At 67.3% G+C, this 17,906-nt stretch carries 14 protein-coding genes; 3 read left to right on the forward strand and 11 right to left on the reverse strand.

The genetic code is table 11. The features are described 5' to 3' along the window. Positions 1-5 precede the first annotated feature (5 nt). The gene (locus QXK92_RS10470; protein ID WP_306241574.1) at positions 6-1,190 is read right to left on the reverse strand and encodes a thiolase family protein; all 1,185 of its coding nucleotides are present in this window, start codon (positions 1,188-1,190) and stop codon (positions 6-8) included. Positions 1,191-1,252: 62 nt separating this feature from the next. Between QXK92_RS10470 and QXK92_RS10475 the strand changes: the two genes are divergently transcribed. Continuing rightward, positions 1,253-1,591 (forward strand): Zn-ribbon domain-containing OB-fold protein, encoded by a 339-nt coding sequence (locus QXK92_RS10475; protein WP_306241575.1) that lies wholly within the window; start codon positions 1,253-1,255, stop codon positions 1,589-1,591. Positions 1,592-1,610: 19 nt separating this feature from the next. Here the strand turns inward: QXK92_RS10475 and QXK92_RS10480 are convergent, their stop codons facing one another. Together QXK92_RS10480 and QXK92_RS10485 are read right to left on the reverse strand one after the other, a co-directional pair. Beyond that, on the reverse strand, positions 1,611-3,776 hold the full coding sequence (locus tag QXK92_RS10480; RefSeq protein WP_306241576.1) for an acyl-CoA dehydrogenase: 2,166 nt from the start codon (positions 3,774-3,776) through the stop codon (positions 1,611-1,613). Positions 3,777-3,854: 78 nt separating this feature from the next. After that, a complete protein-coding gene (locus QXK92_RS10485; protein WP_371934207.1) occupies positions 3,855-4,613 on the reverse strand; it encodes an SDR family NAD(P)-dependent oxidoreductase in 759 nt (252 codons plus the stop codon). A 112-nt stretch (positions 4,614-4,725) separates the two neighbouring features. On the opposite strand from QXK92_RS10485, the gene QXK92_RS10490 reads away from it, so the two are divergent. After that, positions 4,726-6,249, forward strand: coding sequence for an ATP-dependent DNA ligase (locus QXK92_RS10490; RefSeq protein WP_306244331.1), 1,524 nt, complete (start codon positions 4,726-4,728; stop codon positions 6,247-6,249). Between the two features lie 116 nt (positions 6,250-6,365). Beyond that, positions 6,366-8,597: a carbon starvation CstA family protein gene (locus QXK92_RS10495; RefSeq protein ID WP_306241578.1), complete on the forward strand. Its 2,232-nt coding sequence runs from the start codon at positions 6,366-6,368 to the stop codon at positions 8,595-8,597. A 4-nt stretch (positions 8,598-8,601) separates the two neighbouring features. Here QXK92_RS10495 and QXK92_RS10500 read toward each other — a convergent pair whose 3' ends face one another. From QXK92_RS10500 to QXK92_RS10535, 8 genes are all read right to left on the reverse strand, one after another. Beyond that, positions 8,602-10,056, reverse strand: coding sequence for an MCE family protein (locus tag QXK92_RS10500; RefSeq protein ID WP_065162329.1), 1,455 nt, complete (start codon positions 10,054-10,056; stop codon positions 8,602-8,604). Between the two features lies 1 nt (position 10,057). Further along, a complete protein-coding gene (locus QXK92_RS10505) occupies positions 10,058-11,185 on the reverse strand; it encodes a virulence factor Mce family protein (protein WP_065162328.1) in 1,128 nt (375 codons plus the stop codon). Further along, positions 11,182-12,429 (reverse strand): MCE family protein, encoded by a 1,248-nt coding sequence (locus QXK92_RS10510; protein ID WP_253872622.1) that lies wholly within the window; start codon positions 12,427-12,429, stop codon positions 11,182-11,184. Before QXK92_RS10510 ends, QXK92_RS10505 begins: the two co-directional genes overlap by 4 nt. A 128-nt stretch (positions 12,430-12,557) precedes the next feature. Beyond that, positions 12,558-13,847, reverse strand: a complete 1,290-nt coding sequence (locus tag QXK92_RS10515; protein ID WP_065162353.1) for an MCE family protein — start codon at positions 13,845-13,847, stop codon at positions 12,558-12,560. Beyond that, entirely contained in the window at positions 13,844-14,866 is a 1,023-nt protein-coding gene (locus tag QXK92_RS10520; protein WP_156772747.1) for an MCE family protein, read from the reverse strand. The genes QXK92_RS10515 and QXK92_RS10520 overlap by 4 nt, the downstream gene beginning before the upstream one ends. Before the next feature lie 24 nt (positions 14,867-14,890). Then, positions 14,891-16,312, reverse strand: coding sequence for an MCE family protein (locus QXK92_RS10525; protein ID WP_065162326.1), 1,422 nt, complete (start codon positions 16,310-16,312; stop codon positions 14,891-14,893). 19 nt (positions 16,313-16,331) lie between these two features. After that, a complete protein-coding gene (locus QXK92_RS10530) occupies positions 16,332-17,135 on the reverse strand; it encodes an ABC transporter permease (RefSeq protein WP_065043015.1) in 804 nt (267 codons plus the stop codon). Next, positions 17,132-17,905 (reverse strand): ABC transporter permease, encoded by a 774-nt coding sequence (locus QXK92_RS10535; RefSeq protein ID WP_306241579.1) that lies wholly within the window; start codon positions 17,903-17,905, stop codon positions 17,132-17,134. The genes QXK92_RS10530 and QXK92_RS10535 overlap by 4 nt, the downstream gene beginning before the upstream one ends. Position 17,906: the final 1 nt, after the last annotated feature.

Consider the following 17,906-nt stretch of genomic DNA (forward strand, 5'->3'; position numbering starts at 1 on the left):
CCGGCTCAACACGTGAGCAGCATGCAGCCCGCGACCGGACCACCGCCCACGGACACCACGCCGACCTCGGGGCGCCGCTGCACCTGCCGCTCCCCCGCCTCGCCGCGCAGCTGCAGGCATCCCTCGTGCAACGCCCAGTAGCCGTGCATGCGGCCGGCCGAGAGCTGGCCGCCATAGGTGTTCAGCGGCAGCCGGCCGTCCCTGGCGATACGGGCGCCGCCTTCGACGAACGGCCCCGCCTCGCCGTCGCCGCACACACCGAGAGCTTCCAGCCACGAGAGGGTGAGGAAAGTGAAGCCGTCGTACAACTGGGCGACGTCGAGGTCCGCCGGCGTCAATTCCGTCCGCGACCACATCTGCGCGGTCGCGTCCGACATCGCCATCTTCGGGTAATCCGGCCGGTGAAACCATCCGCCGGCGCCGTCGGAACCGCCGATGGCCTCGACGTTCACGGCGCGGTGCGGGCAGTCGCCGGCGTACTCGGCGTGCGAAACCACCACCGCGATCGAGCCGTCAATGGGCACATCGCAATCCAGCAACCCGAACGGCGTCGATACCGGGCGGGCGCCCAGGTAATCGGCCATCGTCATCGGATCGCGGTAGACCGCAAGGGGATTCAGTGCCGCGTTGCGGCGGCCATTAAGGGCGATCCAGCCCAGTTGCTCCTTGGTCGTTCCGTAGAGATCCATGTGCCGCCGGCAGTTCAGCGCCAGCCAATTGGCTGCCGAATACGCGTGCGCGGCAACCAGATCGTTGATGTCGTCCATGGCGCCGACGGCCGGACGCTCACCTTCGGGTGCGTCGAACATGCGAGCCAGTGGTGGAGCAGGGGCGTCCTTGTCCTGCAGGACGGTGCCGCCCAGCATCTGAATGGTGCGGTAGACCACGACATGGCGGGCCCGTCGCTCGGCAACCGCACGGCACGCCGACATCACCGGGCTCAGCAGACCGCCGGTGCCGAACCCACTTCCGCAATCGGCGGCGTCGATCCCCAGTTCGGCGTTGACCTCGGCGGCCGGGGTGTCGCCCAGTGTCGCGATGCCGTCGATGTCGGCCGCGCGCAGTCCGGCGTCCTCGATGGCGGTCCGCACCGCCTCCATCGTCAGATCCCGCCCCGGAATACCGGTGCGACGGCCGATGCGCGAGATACCGATGCCGGAGACGATCGCGTCTTTTTCGAAGTACTTCATCTGCACCGTCCGTAGGCCAAACACTCGACGTACCAGTGAGAATTGAGTGTACTGTATTCCTCGTGTCGACCTCTTCGTTGCTTGTCGAGCACTGCGACAGCTGCGCGCACTGGGTGCATCCCGCGGCCGGCGAATGCCGCGACTGCGGCGGGCCGCTGACAGCCAAGCCGGTGTCCGGCCGTGGAACGGTGTTCACCTACACCGTCAACCATCACCCCTACAACCCAGAGATCCCGACACCGTACGTGATCGCGCTGATCGAACTGGCCGAACAGAGCGGCCTGCGCGTCGCGGCCAATATCGTTGACTGCGAACCGGATTCGGTGACGTGCGGGATGCCCGTTGTGCTGCGGCCGGAGCGGGGCTCGGGCGGCGCCCCCCAGTTCGCTCCGGCGCCCTGAGTGCCCGGGCCGCAGCCGATCAGTTGATCAGCGGGTCGCGCGGCATACCGAGAATCCGCTCGGCGATCTGATTGCGGGTCACCTCCGAGGTGCCACCCGCGATCGCCATCCCGCGCGCGCCCATCACCATGCGGCCGGCCAGCGCGGCCGGCCCGTCCAGCAGCGCGGTCTCCGGTCCGGCGAGTGCCGTCGAGATCGCGGCACCCTCGATCATGTGGTCGGCCAGCTTCAGCTTGGTGACATTGCCTTCCGGCCCCGGGCCCGCACCCTCGACGCTGCGGGCGGCACGGCGCAGGTTCAGCAGCCGCAGCGCATTCTCCTCCGCGAGATAGGTCCCCACCCGAATCACCGCGCCCGCCAAGTGATCTGAACGCCGTTGCGCCTGCTTCACCAGTTCGCCGGCCAATCCCTCGTAAAACGAGCCACTGCCGCCGATGCTGACCCGCTCATTGCCGAGCGTGGCCCGCGCCACCGTCCACCCGGAGTTGGGCGCCCCGACCACGTCCTCGTCGGGCACGAACAGGTCGTTGAAGAACACCTCGTTGAACTCGGCGCCGCCGGTGATCTGCCGCAGCGGACGCACTTCGACCTCCGGGGCCTTCATGTCCACGATGACGGTGGTGATGCCGGCGTGCTTGGGCGCCTCCGGGTCGGTGCGCACGGTGGCCAGACCGCGCGCGCAGTACTGCGCCCCGCTGGTCCACACCTTCTGCCCGTTGATCTTCCATCCGCCCTCGACCCGGGTGGCGCGGGTCTTGACCGACGCCGCGTCCGAGCCGGCCTCCGGCTCGGAGAACAGCTGGCACCAGATCTCGTCTTTGCGCAGCGCCTTCTCTACGAATCTTTCGATCTGCCAATCGGTTCCGTGCTGGATCAAGGTGAGGATGACCCAGCCGGTGATTCCGTAGTCGGGCCGCTTGATACCGGCTGCGCGGAACTCCTCTTCGATGACGAGCTGCTCCACGGCGTCGGCGGCACGGCCCCACGGCTTGGGCCAGTGCGGCATCACGTAGCCGGTCTCGATCAATTTGTCACGCTGCGCCGTCTTCTCCAGGGCGGCGATTTCGGCGGCGTCGGCGCGGATCTGGGTGCGCAGCTCCTCGGCCTCCGGCGGCAGGTCCAGACTGTTCTCCCGCACCGTGCCGGCCGCGGTGAGGTCGAAGACGTCGCGGGCCGGGGCGTCCCCGCCGAGCAGCGCCGACGTCACCAGGGCGCGCCGCAGGTGCAGGTGTGCGTCGTGCTCCCAGGTGAACCCGATGCCGCCGTGCACCTGGATGTTGAGCTCGGCATTTCGCGCGTAGGCCGGGAACGCCAGCGTGGCGGCCACGGCCGACACCAGCCGGAACTGTTCCTCATCCTCCGAGGCGGCCCGGGCAGCGTCCCACACGGCGGCCAGCGCGGATTCGGCAGCCACCAGCATGTTCGCGCAATGATGCTTCACCGCTTGGAAAGTCGCGATGGTGCGACCGAACTGCTTGCGCACCTTGGCATATTCCACCGCCGACTCGACACAGTCGGTCGCACCGCCGACCGCTTCGGCGGCCAGCAGCGTCCGCGCCCGGGCCAGTGCCGACGCCGCCGCACCGGGCAGGATGTCGTCGTCGGTCACTGTCACGTTCTCCAGGCGAACGCGTCCGGAGCGCCGTGTCGGATCGAGGTTCTCCGGCACCTCCACGGAGATGCCGGACCTGCCGCGGTCCAGCACCAGCACATCCTCACCCGCCGCGAGCAACAGCACATCGGCCAGTCCGGCACCGAGCACCACCCCGGCATCGCCGTTGGCGGCACCGTCGGAAACCCGCACGCCGCCAACCAGTCCCACGCCTGCGGTGACGGTTCCGTCGATCAGACCCGGCAACAGCCGCGCCTGCTGGTCGGCGGTGCCGTCCCGGGCGATCACCGCCGAGGCGATCACCGTCGGTACGAACGGACCTGGCGCCACCGCACGGCCGAGCTCTTCGATCACCACCACCAATTCGGGCAGCCCGTAACCGGATCCGCCGTGCTCTTCGCCGATGTGCAGGCCGAGCCAGCCCAATTCGACGATGCCCTGCCAGAACGCGGGCCGCGCCTCCTCCGGCGCGTCCAGCAGCGACCGCGCCGCCGCGCGAGCCTTCTGCGAGGTCAAGAACCCGCGCGCCACCTCGGCGAGTTCGCGATGGTCGTCGGTCAGTGCGATACCCATGCGGGCCCTCCTCGCGGCGCTGCTGATTCCGTAAAGAGTGTACTCAATGCGCCGCGAGGGCCGGCCCCGGCCGGGGTGCTACTTCGGCGCGAACCGCTGCCCCGCGTCGAGCCGCAGGCACTGGCCGTTGAGCATCGGGTTGTCCACGATGGCGGCGACCAGCTTGGCGTACTCCTCGGGCCGGCCGAGGCGCTTGGGGAACGCCGCGTCCTTCGTCAGGGCCGCGGCGAATTCGTCGGGGATGCCCTGGGTCAGTCCCGTGGCGAACAGGCTCGGCGCGATCGCCAGCACCCGGATCCCCAGCGAGCCAAGGTCGCGCGCCATGGTCAGGCACATGCCCGCGATGCCGGCCTTGGCGGCGGTGTACGCGACCTGTCCGATCTGGCCCTCGAAGGCAGCGATGGAGGCGGTGTTGATGATGACACCGCGCTCTTCGTCCTCCGGGTCGTTCTTGGCCATGTGCGCGGCGGCCAGTCGGCTGATGTTGAACGTCGCGATCAGGTTCAGGTCAATGACGGACTGGAAGGACTCGAGGTCGTGCGGGCCGGACTTGGTCATGGTCCGCTTGGCGATGCCGCCGCCCGCGGTGGTCACCGTGACGTGCAGGCCGCCGAGGTCGTCGACCGCCGCCTGCAGCGCCTGCTCGGTGCCGGCGAAGTCGGTGACGTCGACCGGATAGAACTTGCCGTCCAGACCGTCCGCGACGGCCTTGCCGTCCGAACCCTCGCGATCGAGCACCGCGACCCGGGCGCCACGCTGGTGCAGAAGTTCGGCGCTGGCCCGTCCCATCCCCGAGGCGCCGCCGATGACGACGACCTTCTTGCCGCTGATCTCCACCCGAACCTCCAATATCTGGGTTGTCACTTTGACTGGAATTTGTAACGTTAACCCGTCACGGTAGCGCGTCCGGTGCGGCACCGTGTCACCGAGCCGTGCCAAGCTCGAAACCGTGCTCCTTCTCGACGTAGCAAGCACTTCGCTTAACGTGGGCGCGACCTCGTCGCGCCTGAGCAAGGTCGCCCGCATCGCAGAGCTGCTGCGCGGCGCCGCGGCCGATCCTGAGCTGGTCGCGACCGTCGTGTCCTGGCTTTCCGGCGAGCTTCGGCAACGCCAGATCGGCGTCGGCTGGGCCGCGCTGCGATCGCTGCCTCCGCCCGCGCCGGATCCCACGCTGACCGTGGGCCGGGTGGACGCAACCTTCACCGAGATCGGCGCCGTCGCAGGCAAAGGGTCCCAGGCGCGCCGCGCCGCCCTGCTCAGCGGCCTGTTCGCCGCCGCGACCGAGACCGAACAGACCTTCCTGCTGCGGCTGCTCGGCGGCGAACTGCGCCAGGGCGCACTGATCGGCATCATGACCGACGCCGTCGCCAAAGCCGCCGGCCTGCCCGCCGCGGCCGTGCAACGGGCGGCGATGCTGGCCGGTGATCTGCCCGCCGTCGCGGCGGCGGCCCTGACCGGCGGATCGCTGGACGCCTTCGCGCTCGAGGTCGGCCGACCGGTCGGCCCGATGCTGGCACAGACCGCGACCGACGTCGCCGGCGCGCTCGAACGGCACGACGGCACCACGATTTTCGAAGCGAAGCTGGACGGCGCGCGAGTACAGATCCACCGTCGCGGCGACGATGTCAGCGTCTACACCCGCAGCCTCGACGACGTCACCGCACGGCTACCGGAGGTGGTGGAGGCCACGCTTGCGCTGCCGGTGACCGACCTGATCGCCGATGGCGAGGCGATCGCGCTGCGCCCGGACAATCGTCCGCACCGCTTCCAGGTCACCGCGTCCCGGTTCGGCCGGTCCGTGGACGTCGCGGCCGCGCGCGACAAACAGCCGCTGTCGGTGTTCTTTTTCGACATCCTGCACCGGGACGGCGCCGACCTGCTGGACGCGCCGGCCACCGAGCGCCTCGCCGCGCTGGACGAACTGGTGCCGGAGCGGCACCGGGTGGACCGGCTGGTCACCTCTGATCCGGCGGCCGCGGCCGCCTTCCTGGACGCGACGCTGGCCGCGGGTCACGAAGGCGTGATGGCCAAGGCACCGGATGCGCCGTATCAGGCCGGCCGGCGCGGGGCCGGCTGGCTGAAGGTGAAGCCGGTGCACACCCTCGACCTGGTGGTGCTGGCCGTGGAATGGGGCTCGGGCCGGCGGCGCGGCAAGCTGTCCAATATTCACCTCGGCGCGCGGGATCCGGAATCCGGCGGGTTCGTGATGGTGGGCAAGACATTCAAAGGGATGACCGACACCATGCTGGACTGGCAGACCCAACGGTTCACCGAGCTGGCCGTGGATGGCACCGAGGGCTATGTCGTGCAGGTCCGGCCCGAGCAGGTGGTCGAGATCGCCCTGGACGGCGTTCAGGGGTCGACCCGCTACCCCGGCGGCGTGGCGCTGCGGTTCGCGCGGGTCGTGCGCTACCGCGACGACAAGAGCCCCGCCGAGGCCGACACCATCGACGCCGTGCGCGCCATGTACTGACCCCCGCGCCGGGCCCGCGCCGACTGTCCATCGCACGACGCGACACACCCGCGGCGGCATCGGTAGATTCACACTCGCTATCGGCCGCCGCTATCGGCCGCTGGAAGGGAGCCCGGGTGGACAGCGACGTCAGCTACATCCGCACCGAGCCCGACCTGCCACCCGTCGCCATCATCGACCGCTCCCCGATCACGCTCAGGCACAAGATCCTCTTCGGTGTGATCGCGGCGACCGGTGCCGCCGCCTGGGCGATCATCGCGTTCGTTCGCGGCGAGACGGTCAACGCCGTGTGGGTGGTGGTCGCCGCGGTCTGCACTTACGTGATCGCCTTCCGTTTCTACGCACGGTTCATCGAAGCGACGATCGTGCAGCCCCGCGACGACCTCGCCACCCCAGCCGAAATCCTGGAGGACGGCACCGACTACGTGCCCACCGATCGCCGAGTGGTGTTCGGTCACCACTTCGCCGCGATCGCCGGCGCGGGCCCGCTCGTCGGGCCGGTGCTGGCCACCCAGATGGGTTACCTGCCCAGCAGCATCTGGATTGTGGTGGGCGCGGTACTCGGCGGTTGCGTGCAGGACTACCTGACCTTGTGGATCTCCACCCGCAGACGTGGCCGTTCGCTGGGTCAGATGGTTCGCGACGAGCTCGGCGGCGCCGCCGGAACGGCAGCCCTGCTGGGCATCCCGGTAATCATCACGATCATCATCGCCGTGCTCGCGCTGGTCGTCGTTCGTGCGCTCGCGCAAAGTCCGTGGGGTGTCTTCTCGATCGCCATGACCATCCCGATCGCCCTCTTCATGGGTTGCTACCTGCGGTTCTGGCGCCCCGGGAAAATCTCGGAGGTGTCGGCGATCGGGGTGGCACTGCTCCTGCTTGCGGTGATCTCCGGCGACTGGGTCGCCCGAACATCTTGGGGCGCAAGCTGGTTCACGCTCTCGCCGGTCACCCTGGCCTGGCTTCTCATCATCTACGGGCTCGCAGCCTCGGTGCTGCCGGTGTGGCTTCTGCTGGCGCCGCGCGACTATCTCTCAACGTTCATGAAAGTCGGCACGATCGCGCTGCTTGCGATAGGCGTGTGTGTCGCGCGGCCGGCCCTGGAAGCGCCCGCGGTGTCGCGGTTCGCCATCAGCGGCGACGGCCCGGTGTTCGCCGGCTCATTGTTCCCGTTTCTGTTCATCACCATCGCGTGCGGCGCCCTGTCGGGTTTCCACGCGCTGGTCTGCTCCGGCACGACGCCGAAGTTGCTGGAGAAGGAAGGGCAGATGCGGCTGGTCGGCTACGGAGGCATGCTCACCGAGTCGTTCGTCGCCGTCATCGCCCTGCTCACCGCGTCAATCCTCGACCAGCACTTGTACTTTGCGATCAACGCACCGTCGCCGCAGACTCACGACACCGCGGCCGCCGCAGCGCGGTATGTCAACGGACTGGGCCTGGCGGGACCGCCGGTGACCGCGGACCAGGTCCGCCAGGCCGCTGCCGACGTCGGCGAGAAGACGATCGTCTCGCGCACCGGTGGCGCCCCGACGCTGGCGTTCGGTATGTCGGAGATTTTGCACCGGGTGTTCGGGGGCGCCGGCCTCAAAGCGTTCTGGTACCACTTCGCGATCATGTTCGAGGCGCTGTTCATCCTGACCACCGTCGACGCCGGCACCAGGGTCGCGCGTTTCATGGTGTCCGACGCGCTCGGTAACTTGGGCGCCCCGATGCGCAAGTTCCGTAATCCCAGCTGGCGGCCGGGCGCCTGGCTGTCGAGTCTGGCGGTCGTGGCCGCCTGGGGCAGCACGCTGCTGCTCGGGGTGACCGATCCGCTGGGCGGCATCAACTCGCTGTATCCGTTGTTCGGAATCGCCAACCAACTGCTTGCGGGCATCTCGCTGACCATCATCACGGTGATCGTCATCAAGAAGGGCCACCTGAAATGGGCCTGGATCCCCGGTGTCCCGCTGTTGTGGGATCTGTCCGTTACCCTCACCGCGTCATGGCAGAAGATCTTCTCCGGAGACCCCAAGCTCGGTTACTGGACGCAGTATTTTCAGTACTCGGCGGCCCGCGACGCCGGCAAAACGTCCTTCGGTTCGGCCGTCAACGCGCGTCAACTCGACGACGTGGTCCGCAACGCCTTCGTGCAAGGAACGCTGTCGGTCGTCTTCGCCACGGTGGTCGTCGTCGTGGTCGCCGCAGGAGTTGTGGCTTCGTTCAAGGCAATTCGCGGCTCCGGCCGGCCGCTGACCGAAGATCACCCGGTGAACTCCAAGCGGTTCGCCCCGTCGGGTCTGATTCCCACCGGCGCCGAGCGCGATGTGCAACGCCGGTGGAATGCGATGTCCACCGCGCAACCTGACTGATCACTCAGCTTCCGGGCGGCAGCAGCATCGACTGCCAGGTACGTGGGCCGGCGGGAGCAAGGTCGGACTGGGTGTAGACGCGTCCGTCGGGGCCGACGTAACTGCCGGTAGCCGGATCGTATTCGGCAGCCGGGACTGGAAGCGGCGACAGCTGCGGAACAGGAAGCGGCGACAGCTGCGGAACGGGAAGCGGCGACAGCTGCGGGACTGGTTGGCCCGACAGCGTCGCGTTCGGGTCACCTTTCCAGTTGTAGCCGTCGTTGAGCGGTATGTAACTCTGGTCGCTCTCGCACATCGCGACCGTGGGAGCCCGTTTGCCCGGCTGTTCGACGCACGGTGTATTGCGAACGCCGCGAACGTTATTCGGCGAGTCCTGGGGCACCCGGCAGTACAGGTCGCCCGGCGGTCGGTCCGGGTGGTCCTCCCAGGACGGCACCCGCTGCTGCTGGGCCGGCAGGTACCCCGTGGTGCACGGCGGCGGCAGGTTGAGCCGCAGATTGAAACTCAGGAAGGCTCCCCGGTAGGCCTGTTTGGTGTTTCGGTTGGGGACGCCGATGGCTTGAATGGTCGCTACCGCCTGGGGAAGCAGCACCAGCAGCTGTTCGATCCCGGCGTGGTAGGTCAGCGCGACCTGGCCGACGCCGATCAGGTTGGACAGCAGGATCGGCAGCGTCGGGTTCAGCCGGTCCAACAGCCGGCGCGCCTCGGCGGCCGCCGGGCCCGCGTCGCGCAGCACGTCCCGCAGGGCGCCGTCGTTTCGTTGCAGCCCCGAGCTGATGTCGGCGAGGTGAGCGGCCCACTGCGTTACCGCGTCCGGGGACGCCGCCTGGCTGTCGAGCACCGGCTTGGATTGGTCGATGAGGGTGAGCAGCGGGCCCAGGTTCTTGCGGGCGTCGCTGGACAGCGTGCTGGTACCCGTCACCAATCGGGACAGTTCCGGCCCCAGGCCACCCACGGCGGTGAAGGACTCGTCCACAACGGTTTTCAGGCTGTCGCGCGGGATCGCTTCCATACCCCGGTTGACCGAGTCCAGCAGGGTATCCAGGTCCGGTGGCACCGACACGCGGTCTCTGGTGATCACGTCGCCGTTGCGCAGCGGGCGGGAATCCCGGCGCGGCAACAACGCCACGTACTGCTCACCGACTGCCGATTGGCTGTGCACCTGAGCATCGAGATCGGAGGGGATGTCGACGCCCGATTTGAGCGAAAGCACGGCCGCGACACCGGTGTCGGTGAGGCGCACGCTCTCGACCCGGCCGACCTCGGTGCCGCGATAGGTGACGTTCCCGCTGACGTAGAGGCCGGCGGCCTGGGGCAACTGCACGGTGACTTGGTAGCGTCCCACCCCGAACATGGCCGGTAGCTGCATATAACCCAGGGCCATCACGGTGCCACCCACCACCGCGACGATCCCGAAGATCGCCAGCTGGATCAGGATTCGTCTCGTCAAGGGTGGCATGTCAGGGCCCCTGGTCCCAATGGTAGGGAGCAACAAGGGGATTGCCCGCGGTGGCGGGACTGGGCATCTGGCCGATCGTTCGGCCCCACTGCAATTCGAGTTCGGTCAGATTGCCCTCGAAGCGGGTGCCGGTGAGGAAGGAGGCGTCCAGCCGGCTCAAGGTCAGGTCGATGATCGCGGTCAGGTTCGCGTAGTCGCCGCGGGCCCACTTGCTGATCGTGTCCTTAGGGAACGGGTAGGTGGGCAGCAGACCCAGGGAGCGCGTCAGAGCCGGGCCGGCGTTGGCTAGTGATTCCAGCACCGGCCCCAGCTCCTTCAGCTCTTTGACCAGAGCGTCTTTGGTCTGGTTGACGGAGTCGGCCGCCAGGGCGCTGATCTTGCCGATCTGATCCAGGGCATCGACCAGTTGTTGGCGCTCTTGCCGAAGAGCCGCAAGCGCATTCGGCACCGTCGCGAGCGCGCGGTCGAGCACGGGCCGCTGGTCGGCGAGCTGGCCGACCAGATTGTTAAGGCGTTCGGTCGCGGACAGGATGTCGCCGGTCTGATCGTTCACGGAACCGGTGAACCGGTCCAGCTGCTCGATCAGGCTGCGCAGGTCGTCGGCACGCCCGGACAGAGCCGTGCTCAACGACTCGGTGATGTCCTGAATCTGTCCGATACCACCGCCGTTGAGCAGCAACGAGATAGCCGCCAGGGTCTGCTCCGTCGACGGGTAACTGCCGGCCGACGCCAGGGCGATCAGCGATCCCTCCCTGAGCTTGCCCTGCGGTGGGACGTCGGCCGGCGGGGCCAGTTCGATATGCAACGAGCCGAGCAGGCTGGTCTGCCCGATCGTCGCGGTTGCATTGGCCGGCAGGTCGACGTCACCGTTGAGCCTGATGGTCAGCAGTGCATGCCACGCCTGCCGTTCGATCCTGGTGACGTTGCCAACCGTCACGTCGCCCACCTGGACACGGGAGTTCTGCTCGAGGGTGCCCACGTCGGGCAGTTGGACGTGGATCGTGAAGGAGCCGGGGCCGTTCCCGGTACTGCCCGGCAGCGGTAATGAATTGAGGCCGCGCCATCCACAACCGCCCAGACCCAGCATGACTAGAGCCAGCAACAGAGCTGCGGTCCCACGGCGAATCATCGGCTAGCGCCTTCCGGTAGCAGCAGTCCCGGTAGTCCGTCGGCGGGGTCGGTGGCGTGAATTTCGGCCGGCAACGGCGCAAGGCCAACACCCAAGGGCGTAATCGGCTGTGGCGGTACGTAGTCCGGCCGCAGCCAATCCTCGCTGTAGGTCACCTCATTGGGGCGCGCGGTGGCGCCGACCACCGTGTTCTCCCCCAGCGGCGGGAAGTTGTACTGCCGGTTCTTGATGATCGGCGCCAGATACTGAACACACAACTTCGCCGACTGTTGATAGCCCAGCCTCGACGCCGCCTGTATGGCCCCGCAGAGAAACGCGATGGGGTTCGCGAAGTTGTTGAACGCCGGCGCACCGCTGAGCGTGCCCTGCGCCGGCTGGTAGATGTTCATGAAGTTCTGCAGTTCGGTCGGCGCGATGTGCAGCGCCTGCTTGATATCGCCCAGACTGCCGTTGAGCACCTGGGAAACCGACGCCAGCTTGTCCGCCGAGGTACCCAGCGCTTCTCGATTCTCGGCCACGAACCCGGTGACGTCGCGGGCCACCTCGGCGACGGCCGCTACGGCGTTGCCCACCTCGTTCGGGTCGTTGGCCAGCAGTCCGGTCACCGCGGCGAGATTCTGGTTGAGTTGTGTCATCAGGTCCGCGCTGCTCTGCAGCGCCGAAACCAGGATCGACAAATTGCGCACCGTGCTGAAGAGGTCGTTGCTGTGGTCCGCGATCGCTGAAACCGCTTGGGAGAGTTTGACGAGGGTATCGCGGATGCTCGCGCCCTGACCCCGCAGGTTACTGGCGGCGGTGTTGACCACCGCCCCCAGTGCGCTGACATTGCCCGGACGGGTCGGCTGCAGCAGCTGCGCGAGTCTTTCCAGATCCGAGCGCAAGTCGTCCCACTCCACGGGAACGGCGGTGCGCTCCAGCGGGATCACCGCATTGGTATGCAATTGCGGTCCGCCCGTGTAGGCCGGTGTCAGCTGGATGGCACGCGACGTGACGAGTGACGGCGACAGGATCACCGCTTTCGCGTCGGCGGGCACCTGGTACTTCGAGTCGTAGAAGAAGGTGATCTTGACGCGTTGCGGCTGCGGCTCGATGGTGTCGATCTTGCCGACGGCCACACCCAGGATGCGCACCTCGTCACCGGCGAAGATCCCGTTGCTGTTCTGAAAATAGGCGACGACTCTCGTTTTGCCGGGCGTCGCCAGCCCGTGCCAGGCCGCCGCGACTCCACCGATGAGGGTCAGCACCAGCAAGGCACCCAGTCCGATTCGAATAAACGGTCCGATTCGAATAAACGGTCCGATTCGAATGAGCGGTCCGATTCGAATACCAGACCCGACGCGAATACCCGACTTGATGCGAATAATGTTGCTGTTCATCGTTGTTCCCCCGGAGCAGGCACGAACACCGGCGGGTGGGTGGGTACCGGCGGCGGGGCGGTCTGGCCGGGCGCCAAGGCCGGCGGCCCCGGTGGCGGTCCGCCGGGCGGCGGTGCGGGTGGCGGTTCCCGGTAGGGATAGCGGGGATCGCCAGGATTGCCGGTGATCGCGTCGGGAAGGGTCAGCCGCGGCTCACCGCCCTGGCCGGTGCGCGGGTACGGCATCGGCAGTGCCGGGGTGCCGGGCTGCCCGACCTCCGGGTCGGTGAGTTGTGAAGGCAGCAGCACATTGGGGTCCAGACCGAGGTCGGAGAACGCGGCGTCGACGAAGGGCTGAATGAACTGGCCCGGGATCAGGTTCGCGATGTAGAAGTTGAACCATGGTCCGGTGGACATGGACTCGCCCAGCGACAGCGCATAATCGTTGAACTTCTTGATGGCCAGCGCAATCCGTTCTTTGCGGTTGTCGACGATCGCCAGCGCCGCATTGAGCCTGTCCAGCGTCGGCCTGAGGGTCTGCCGGTTTTCGGCGATGAAGCCTTTGAGTTGACGGCTCGCCGCCTCGATGTTGCCGGATAGCTCGTCCAGCGCACGGCTCTGGCTGCGCAATTGGGCCAGGACCGCGTTAGTGTCAGCGACCAGGCGCACGATCTGGTCGCTGCGCTCGGCAAGCACCGTCGTCGCTTTGTTCGCGTTCGACAACAGGTTTCGCAGTTGCGCGTCCCGGTCGGCCAGTACCGCGGAGAACCGGGCTACCCCACTCAGCGCGACCTTGAGATCGGGCGCGGTGCCGGAGAAGGTGTCCGCCAGCACGCCGAGTGATTCGGAGAGCCGGTTCGTGTCCAGTCCGCTGATGGTCGCCGCGAGATCCCCGAGTGCGTCGGGTAGCTGGTAGGGCGATGTGGTGCGCTCGAGCGGAATCGGGCCGCGCAGCCTGCCGTCGCCCCGGGGGGTGACCTCCAGGATCTTGGCGCCAAGCAGGCTTTTGGTCTTGATGGATGCCTCGCTGCGTTCGCCGAGCCGGATGTGTTTGTCGACCTCGAAGGTGACCAGCACCCGCGGCCCGTCCAGGGCAATGCTGTCGACCTTGCCCGCCTTGTATCCCGAGACCTGCACCGCGGTCCCGATCAGCAGCCCGCCCGCTTCGGCGAAGTAGGCCGAATACTCTTTATTGGACTTGAAGAACGGCAGCTTGCTGTACGTCAGGGCGGTCACGACCGCCGCGGCGACGACCACCACCCCGACCGCGCCGACGATAAGCGGATTGCGCTCCGAGAAATACTTCATCGCGGCGTGCACCTCCCCGACGGCTGACCGATCACCTTGACGTAAACCGGTTGCCCTCCTTTGCCGTTCACCTTCAAGATCAGGTCACACAGGTAGAAGCTGAAGAAGTCGCCGTGTAGGCCCTGCCGATTGAGCATCTGATAGGCATCGGGCAGCGTGTTGAGCAGATCGTCGAAGTAGTCGTGATCGGCCAGGACGAGACCCGCGATCCGGTCCGACTCGTGCAAGGTCTTCCCCAGCGGCTGCCGTCCCCGTGCCAGCAGATCGGTGATGGAGCCGGCGGCCGCGTTGGTGTAGGCCAGTGACGTGCTGAGGTCCTGTTTGTGGTCAGCCAGCGTGGCCAGCAATTGCGCCAGGGCGTCAACGGCTTTGGCGAACTGGGTGCTCTGGTCGCCGAGCGATCCGAGCACGGTGTCCAAGTTGGCGATGACCTGCCCGATCAGCCGGCCCCGATCCGCGAGCGTGTTCGTCAGCGCCGCGGTGCGCACCAGGACTGAGCTGATGGTGGCGCCCTCACCCTGGAATGCCTTGATCAGCTCGCTGGACAGCACGTTGACCTGGTTGGGATCCAGCGCGTGGAACAGCGGCCGGAAGCCGCCGATCAGGGCGTCCAGATCCAGGGCGGGAGCGGTCCGGGTCAGCGGGATCGTCCCGCCGGGTGCGAGTTGCCTTGTGCCGCCGCCCCCTTCCTCGAGAGCGAGATACCGACCGCCGATCAGATTCTGGTACCGGATGACCGCCCGGGTGCTCTCGGTCAGTACCACGGAATCGTCAGTGCTGAAGTCGACCAGGGCGGTGCCGTCGTCCTGGATCGAGATCTTTTTGACCTGGCCGACTTCGACTCCGGCGATGCGCACGAAGTTGTCCGCCTCCAGCCCCGAGACATTGCTGAACGTTGCCCGGTATTGCTTCTCTTTACCGAACCGCAGGTCGGCGAAGATGGCCAGCATGGCGACCAGGCCCAGCACGCACACGGCCATGAAGATGGCGAGCCGCCAGATCGCGTCTAGCACAGTCATTCTCACGTGGGCTGCTCCTATGTCCTAGTGCCCGCTCGGGGTGGGCTGCACCTGGGCGGGCGCCGGTGGCACGAACGGCTCGGATCCCGGTGGCGCCGGGCCGGGTTCACGCGGCGCACCGGGCGGGGGCGCCGGCGGCAGACCCGGGTAGAGCGGAGTCCCGTCCGGGGCGTATTGCGCGGCGCCGTAGGGCGGCGCCCCGGGATACGGGATGGGTCCGGGCGCCGGCCCGCCCGGGTAGCGGATGCTGGGCGGCTCGGGCACCCCCCGGGTGATGGGGAGGTAATCGGCGTACGCCGGGAACGCGATGCCGGGATTGGGCCGGATGTCGAGGCCCGTTCCCCAGCCGGTGTCCGTGATGAGTTGCCGCAGCGGCCAATTGGCGGCGACGTCGGGCAGGGAGCCGCAACCCGGCTTTCCGCCGGGGCCGCCCTTGGCCCCGACGATCGGCAGGTTCTGGGGATATCGGTATTGATCGGCGCCGAACAGTGGAGTGCTGTCGATGACCAGGGAGTACCCGTTCGCGCCTCCGGTTGCCTCCAGGTAGCCGGTATCCAGGGCGAGCTTGGCGCCGACCAGCATGCACGTCAGCCCGGGGTTGTATTTCATCAGCAGGCTCGTGGTGGGCTCCAGCAGGTTCGCGGCTCGAATCAGGTTGTCCCGGTTCGCTCCCAGAACTTGGGTACCGCTGCGCGACAACCCGATGACGTTGGCCAGCAACGCATCCAAGTCGGGTGCGTCCGAGATGGTCGAGCCCGTGACACTGGCGCCGTCCAGTGCCCGCAGAATGTCTTGTGCGGCAGCGCTGTACGTGTCGGCGACCGTTGCGGCCGCGCGGGTGTCGGCGCGGATGGTCTCCGCTCGCGGGTTGACCGCCAGTAGCACCTCATTGGCGTCGGTGATGCCCTGGCCGATGGCTGCGCCGTGACCGCGCAGAGAGTCGGCCAGCGCCGAGAGCACACCGTTCAGCTTGGCCGGGTCGATCTGACTCAGTACCTTGACCAGGTTGGCGAACATCGTGTTGACCTCGGTGCCGACACTGTCGACTTTGATCGCCGCGCCGGCGGCCAGCCGTCGGCGATCCGGATCGCTGGGGTACACCAGGTCAACGTATTTCGCGCTGAACAGCGTGGTCGCCCGGATGCGGGCCCGCACGTTCGCCGGGATGTATCTGATCTCCCCCGGGTACATGTCCAGCCTGATGCGTACCTCGTCTTTGCCGGTGCTGATGGCGCCAACCCGGCCCACCTGCACGCCACGCATCTTGACCTTGCCGCCGCGATCCATCACCAGACCCGCCCGGTCCGAGATCAAGGTCACCGGAACATACGATTTGAACGACCCGCTGAACAGCGCCGAGGTCGCCACGACGACGCCGACGGTCGACACGAGCAGTATCAGGGTCCACCACGCGGGATGCATTCCCCCCGGGCGTGATTCCTGCATGGCTACCCCGATCTGCCCGCTAGCCCGACAAGTTGAAATGACCGGACTGGCCGTGGACGGACAGCGAGATCGCCAGCACCACAAGGGTCAACACGATCAGGGAGGTGCGTACCGAGTGGCCGACCGCCTCCCCCACTCCGGCGGGCCCACCGCGGGCCGTGTAGCCGTAATAGGTGTGCACCAACATGATTGCGATCGCCGCGACGATCACCGTGACGAACGACCAGAGCAGGTCGATCGAGTTGAGGAAGGTGTGGAAGTAGTGGTCGTACACCCCGGTGGACTGCCCGTACAGCCTGGTGGTGCCGAATCGTGCGGCCTGGAAGGCGCACACCACGGCCACGCAATACAGCGGGATCACCACGACGACTCCGGCCACCACCCGGGTAGAGACCAGGTAGGCCACCGACCGGACAGCCATCACCTCCAGCGCGTCGATTTCATCGGCGATGCTCATCGCGCCCAGTTGCGCGGTGGAACCGGCTCCGATGGTGGCGGCCAGACCCACGCCGGCCACGGCCGGTGCGATGATCCGGACGTTGACGTAGGCCGAGATGAAGCCGGTCATCGCCTCCACACCGATGCCCGAGAGCTGGTTGTAGCCCTGCACGGCGATGACGGCTCCGGTCGACAGGGTCAGGAAGCCGACGATGACCACCGTCCCGCCGATCACTGCCAGCGCACCGGTTCCCATGCTCATCTGGGCGACGAGTCGTACCATCTCTCTGCCGTACCGCCGAAAGGCCGTGCGCATCTCGGTGAACGTCCGGGCGTAGAAAGCCACCTGGGCGCCAACGTGATTCCAGCTCGCCACCAAACTCATTGCGGCCCCGTGTAGAAGACCGCCGTGGCGACGATGTTGATCAGGAACAGGGCGATGAAGGAGTAGACGACCGTCTCGTTGACGGCGTTGCCCACACCTTGCGGCCCTTTGCTCACGGAAATGCCCTTGTAACAGGCGATCAGCGCCGCCGCCATCCCGAACAGCGCTCCCTTGACCAGTCCGAGGATCAGATCGGGCAGGTGGGTGATCAGCGTCAGGCCCGCGGCGAAGGCGCCCGGGGTGACGTGCTGAACGAACACCGAGAAGACGAAGGAGCCGGCCAGCCCCACCAGGGTCACCAGCGACACCAGGGACACGGCTACGACGGTGGCGGCCAACACCCGGGGCGCCGCCAGCCGGCGAATGGGATCGACGCCCATCACCCGCAACGCGTTGAGCTCATCGTGGATCGCGCGGGAACCGAGGTCGGCACACATTGCGGTGGCTCCGGTACCGGCGACGACGAGAACCGTCACCACCGGCCCGATCTGGGTCACCGACGCGGTGGCCGCCCCGGTGCCGGAGAAGTCGGCGGCGCCGAAATCCACCAGCAGGATGTTGAGGGTGAATACGACCAGCACCGTGAACGGAATGGTCAGCAGCAGCGTCGGAATCAGCGAGACTCGTGCGACGAACCAGCTCTGCAGCAGGAATTCGCGCCACGGAAATGGCAGCTTGAACATCGCTACCAGCGTGTCCAGTGACATCGCGAAGAACTCGCCGACCGCTCGCAGCGGCTGGGTGACCCTCGCCAACTCAACTGAAACCATC

It is taken from the genome of Mycobacterium sp. TY815 (genome assembly GCF_030755135.1).
In the GTDB taxonomy this organism is placed as follows: Bacteria; Actinomycetota; Actinomycetes; order Mycobacteriales; family Mycobacteriaceae; genus Mycobacterium.

What these genes read in the sequence shown, in the direction of transcription:
- QXK92_RS10470 (WP_306241574.1), bottom strand. Translation starts at nt 1,190, where the DNA reads ATGAAGTACTTCGAAAAAGACGCGATCGTCTCCGGCATCGGTATCTCG.
- QXK92_RS10480 (WP_306241576.1), bottom strand. Translation starts at nt 3,776, where the DNA reads ATGGGTATCGCACTGACCGACGACCATCGCGAACTCGCCGAGGTGGCG.
- QXK92_RS10500 (WP_065162329.1), bottom strand. Translation starts at nt 10,056, where the DNA reads ATGCCACCCTTGACGAGACGAATCCTGATCCAGCTGGCGATCTTCGGG.
- QXK92_RS10505 (WP_065162328.1), bottom strand. Translation starts at nt 11,185, where the DNA reads ATGATTCGCCGTGGGACCGCAGCTCTGTTGCTGGCTCTAGTCATGCTG.
- QXK92_RS10515 (WP_065162353.1), bottom strand. Translation starts at nt 13,847, where the DNA reads ATGAAGTATTTCTCGGAGCGCAATCCGCTTATCGTCGGCGCGGTCGGG.
- QXK92_RS10520 (WP_156772747.1), bottom strand. Translation starts at nt 14,866, where the DNA reads ATGACTGTGCTAGACGCGATCTGGCGGCTCGCCATCTTCATGGCCGTG.
- QXK92_RS10525 (WP_065162326.1), bottom strand. Translation starts at nt 16,312, where the DNA reads ATGCAGGAATCACGCCCGGGGGGAATGCATCCCGCGTGGTGGACCCTG.
- QXK92_RS10530 (WP_065043015.1), bottom strand. Translation starts at nt 17,135, where the DNA reads ATGAGTTTGGTGGCGAGCTGGAATCACGTTGGCGCCCAGGTGGCTTTC.
- QXK92_RS10535 (WP_306241579.1), bottom strand. Translation starts at nt 17,905, where the DNA reads ATGGTTTCAGTTGAGTTGGCGAGGGTCACCCAGCCGCTGCGAGCGGTC.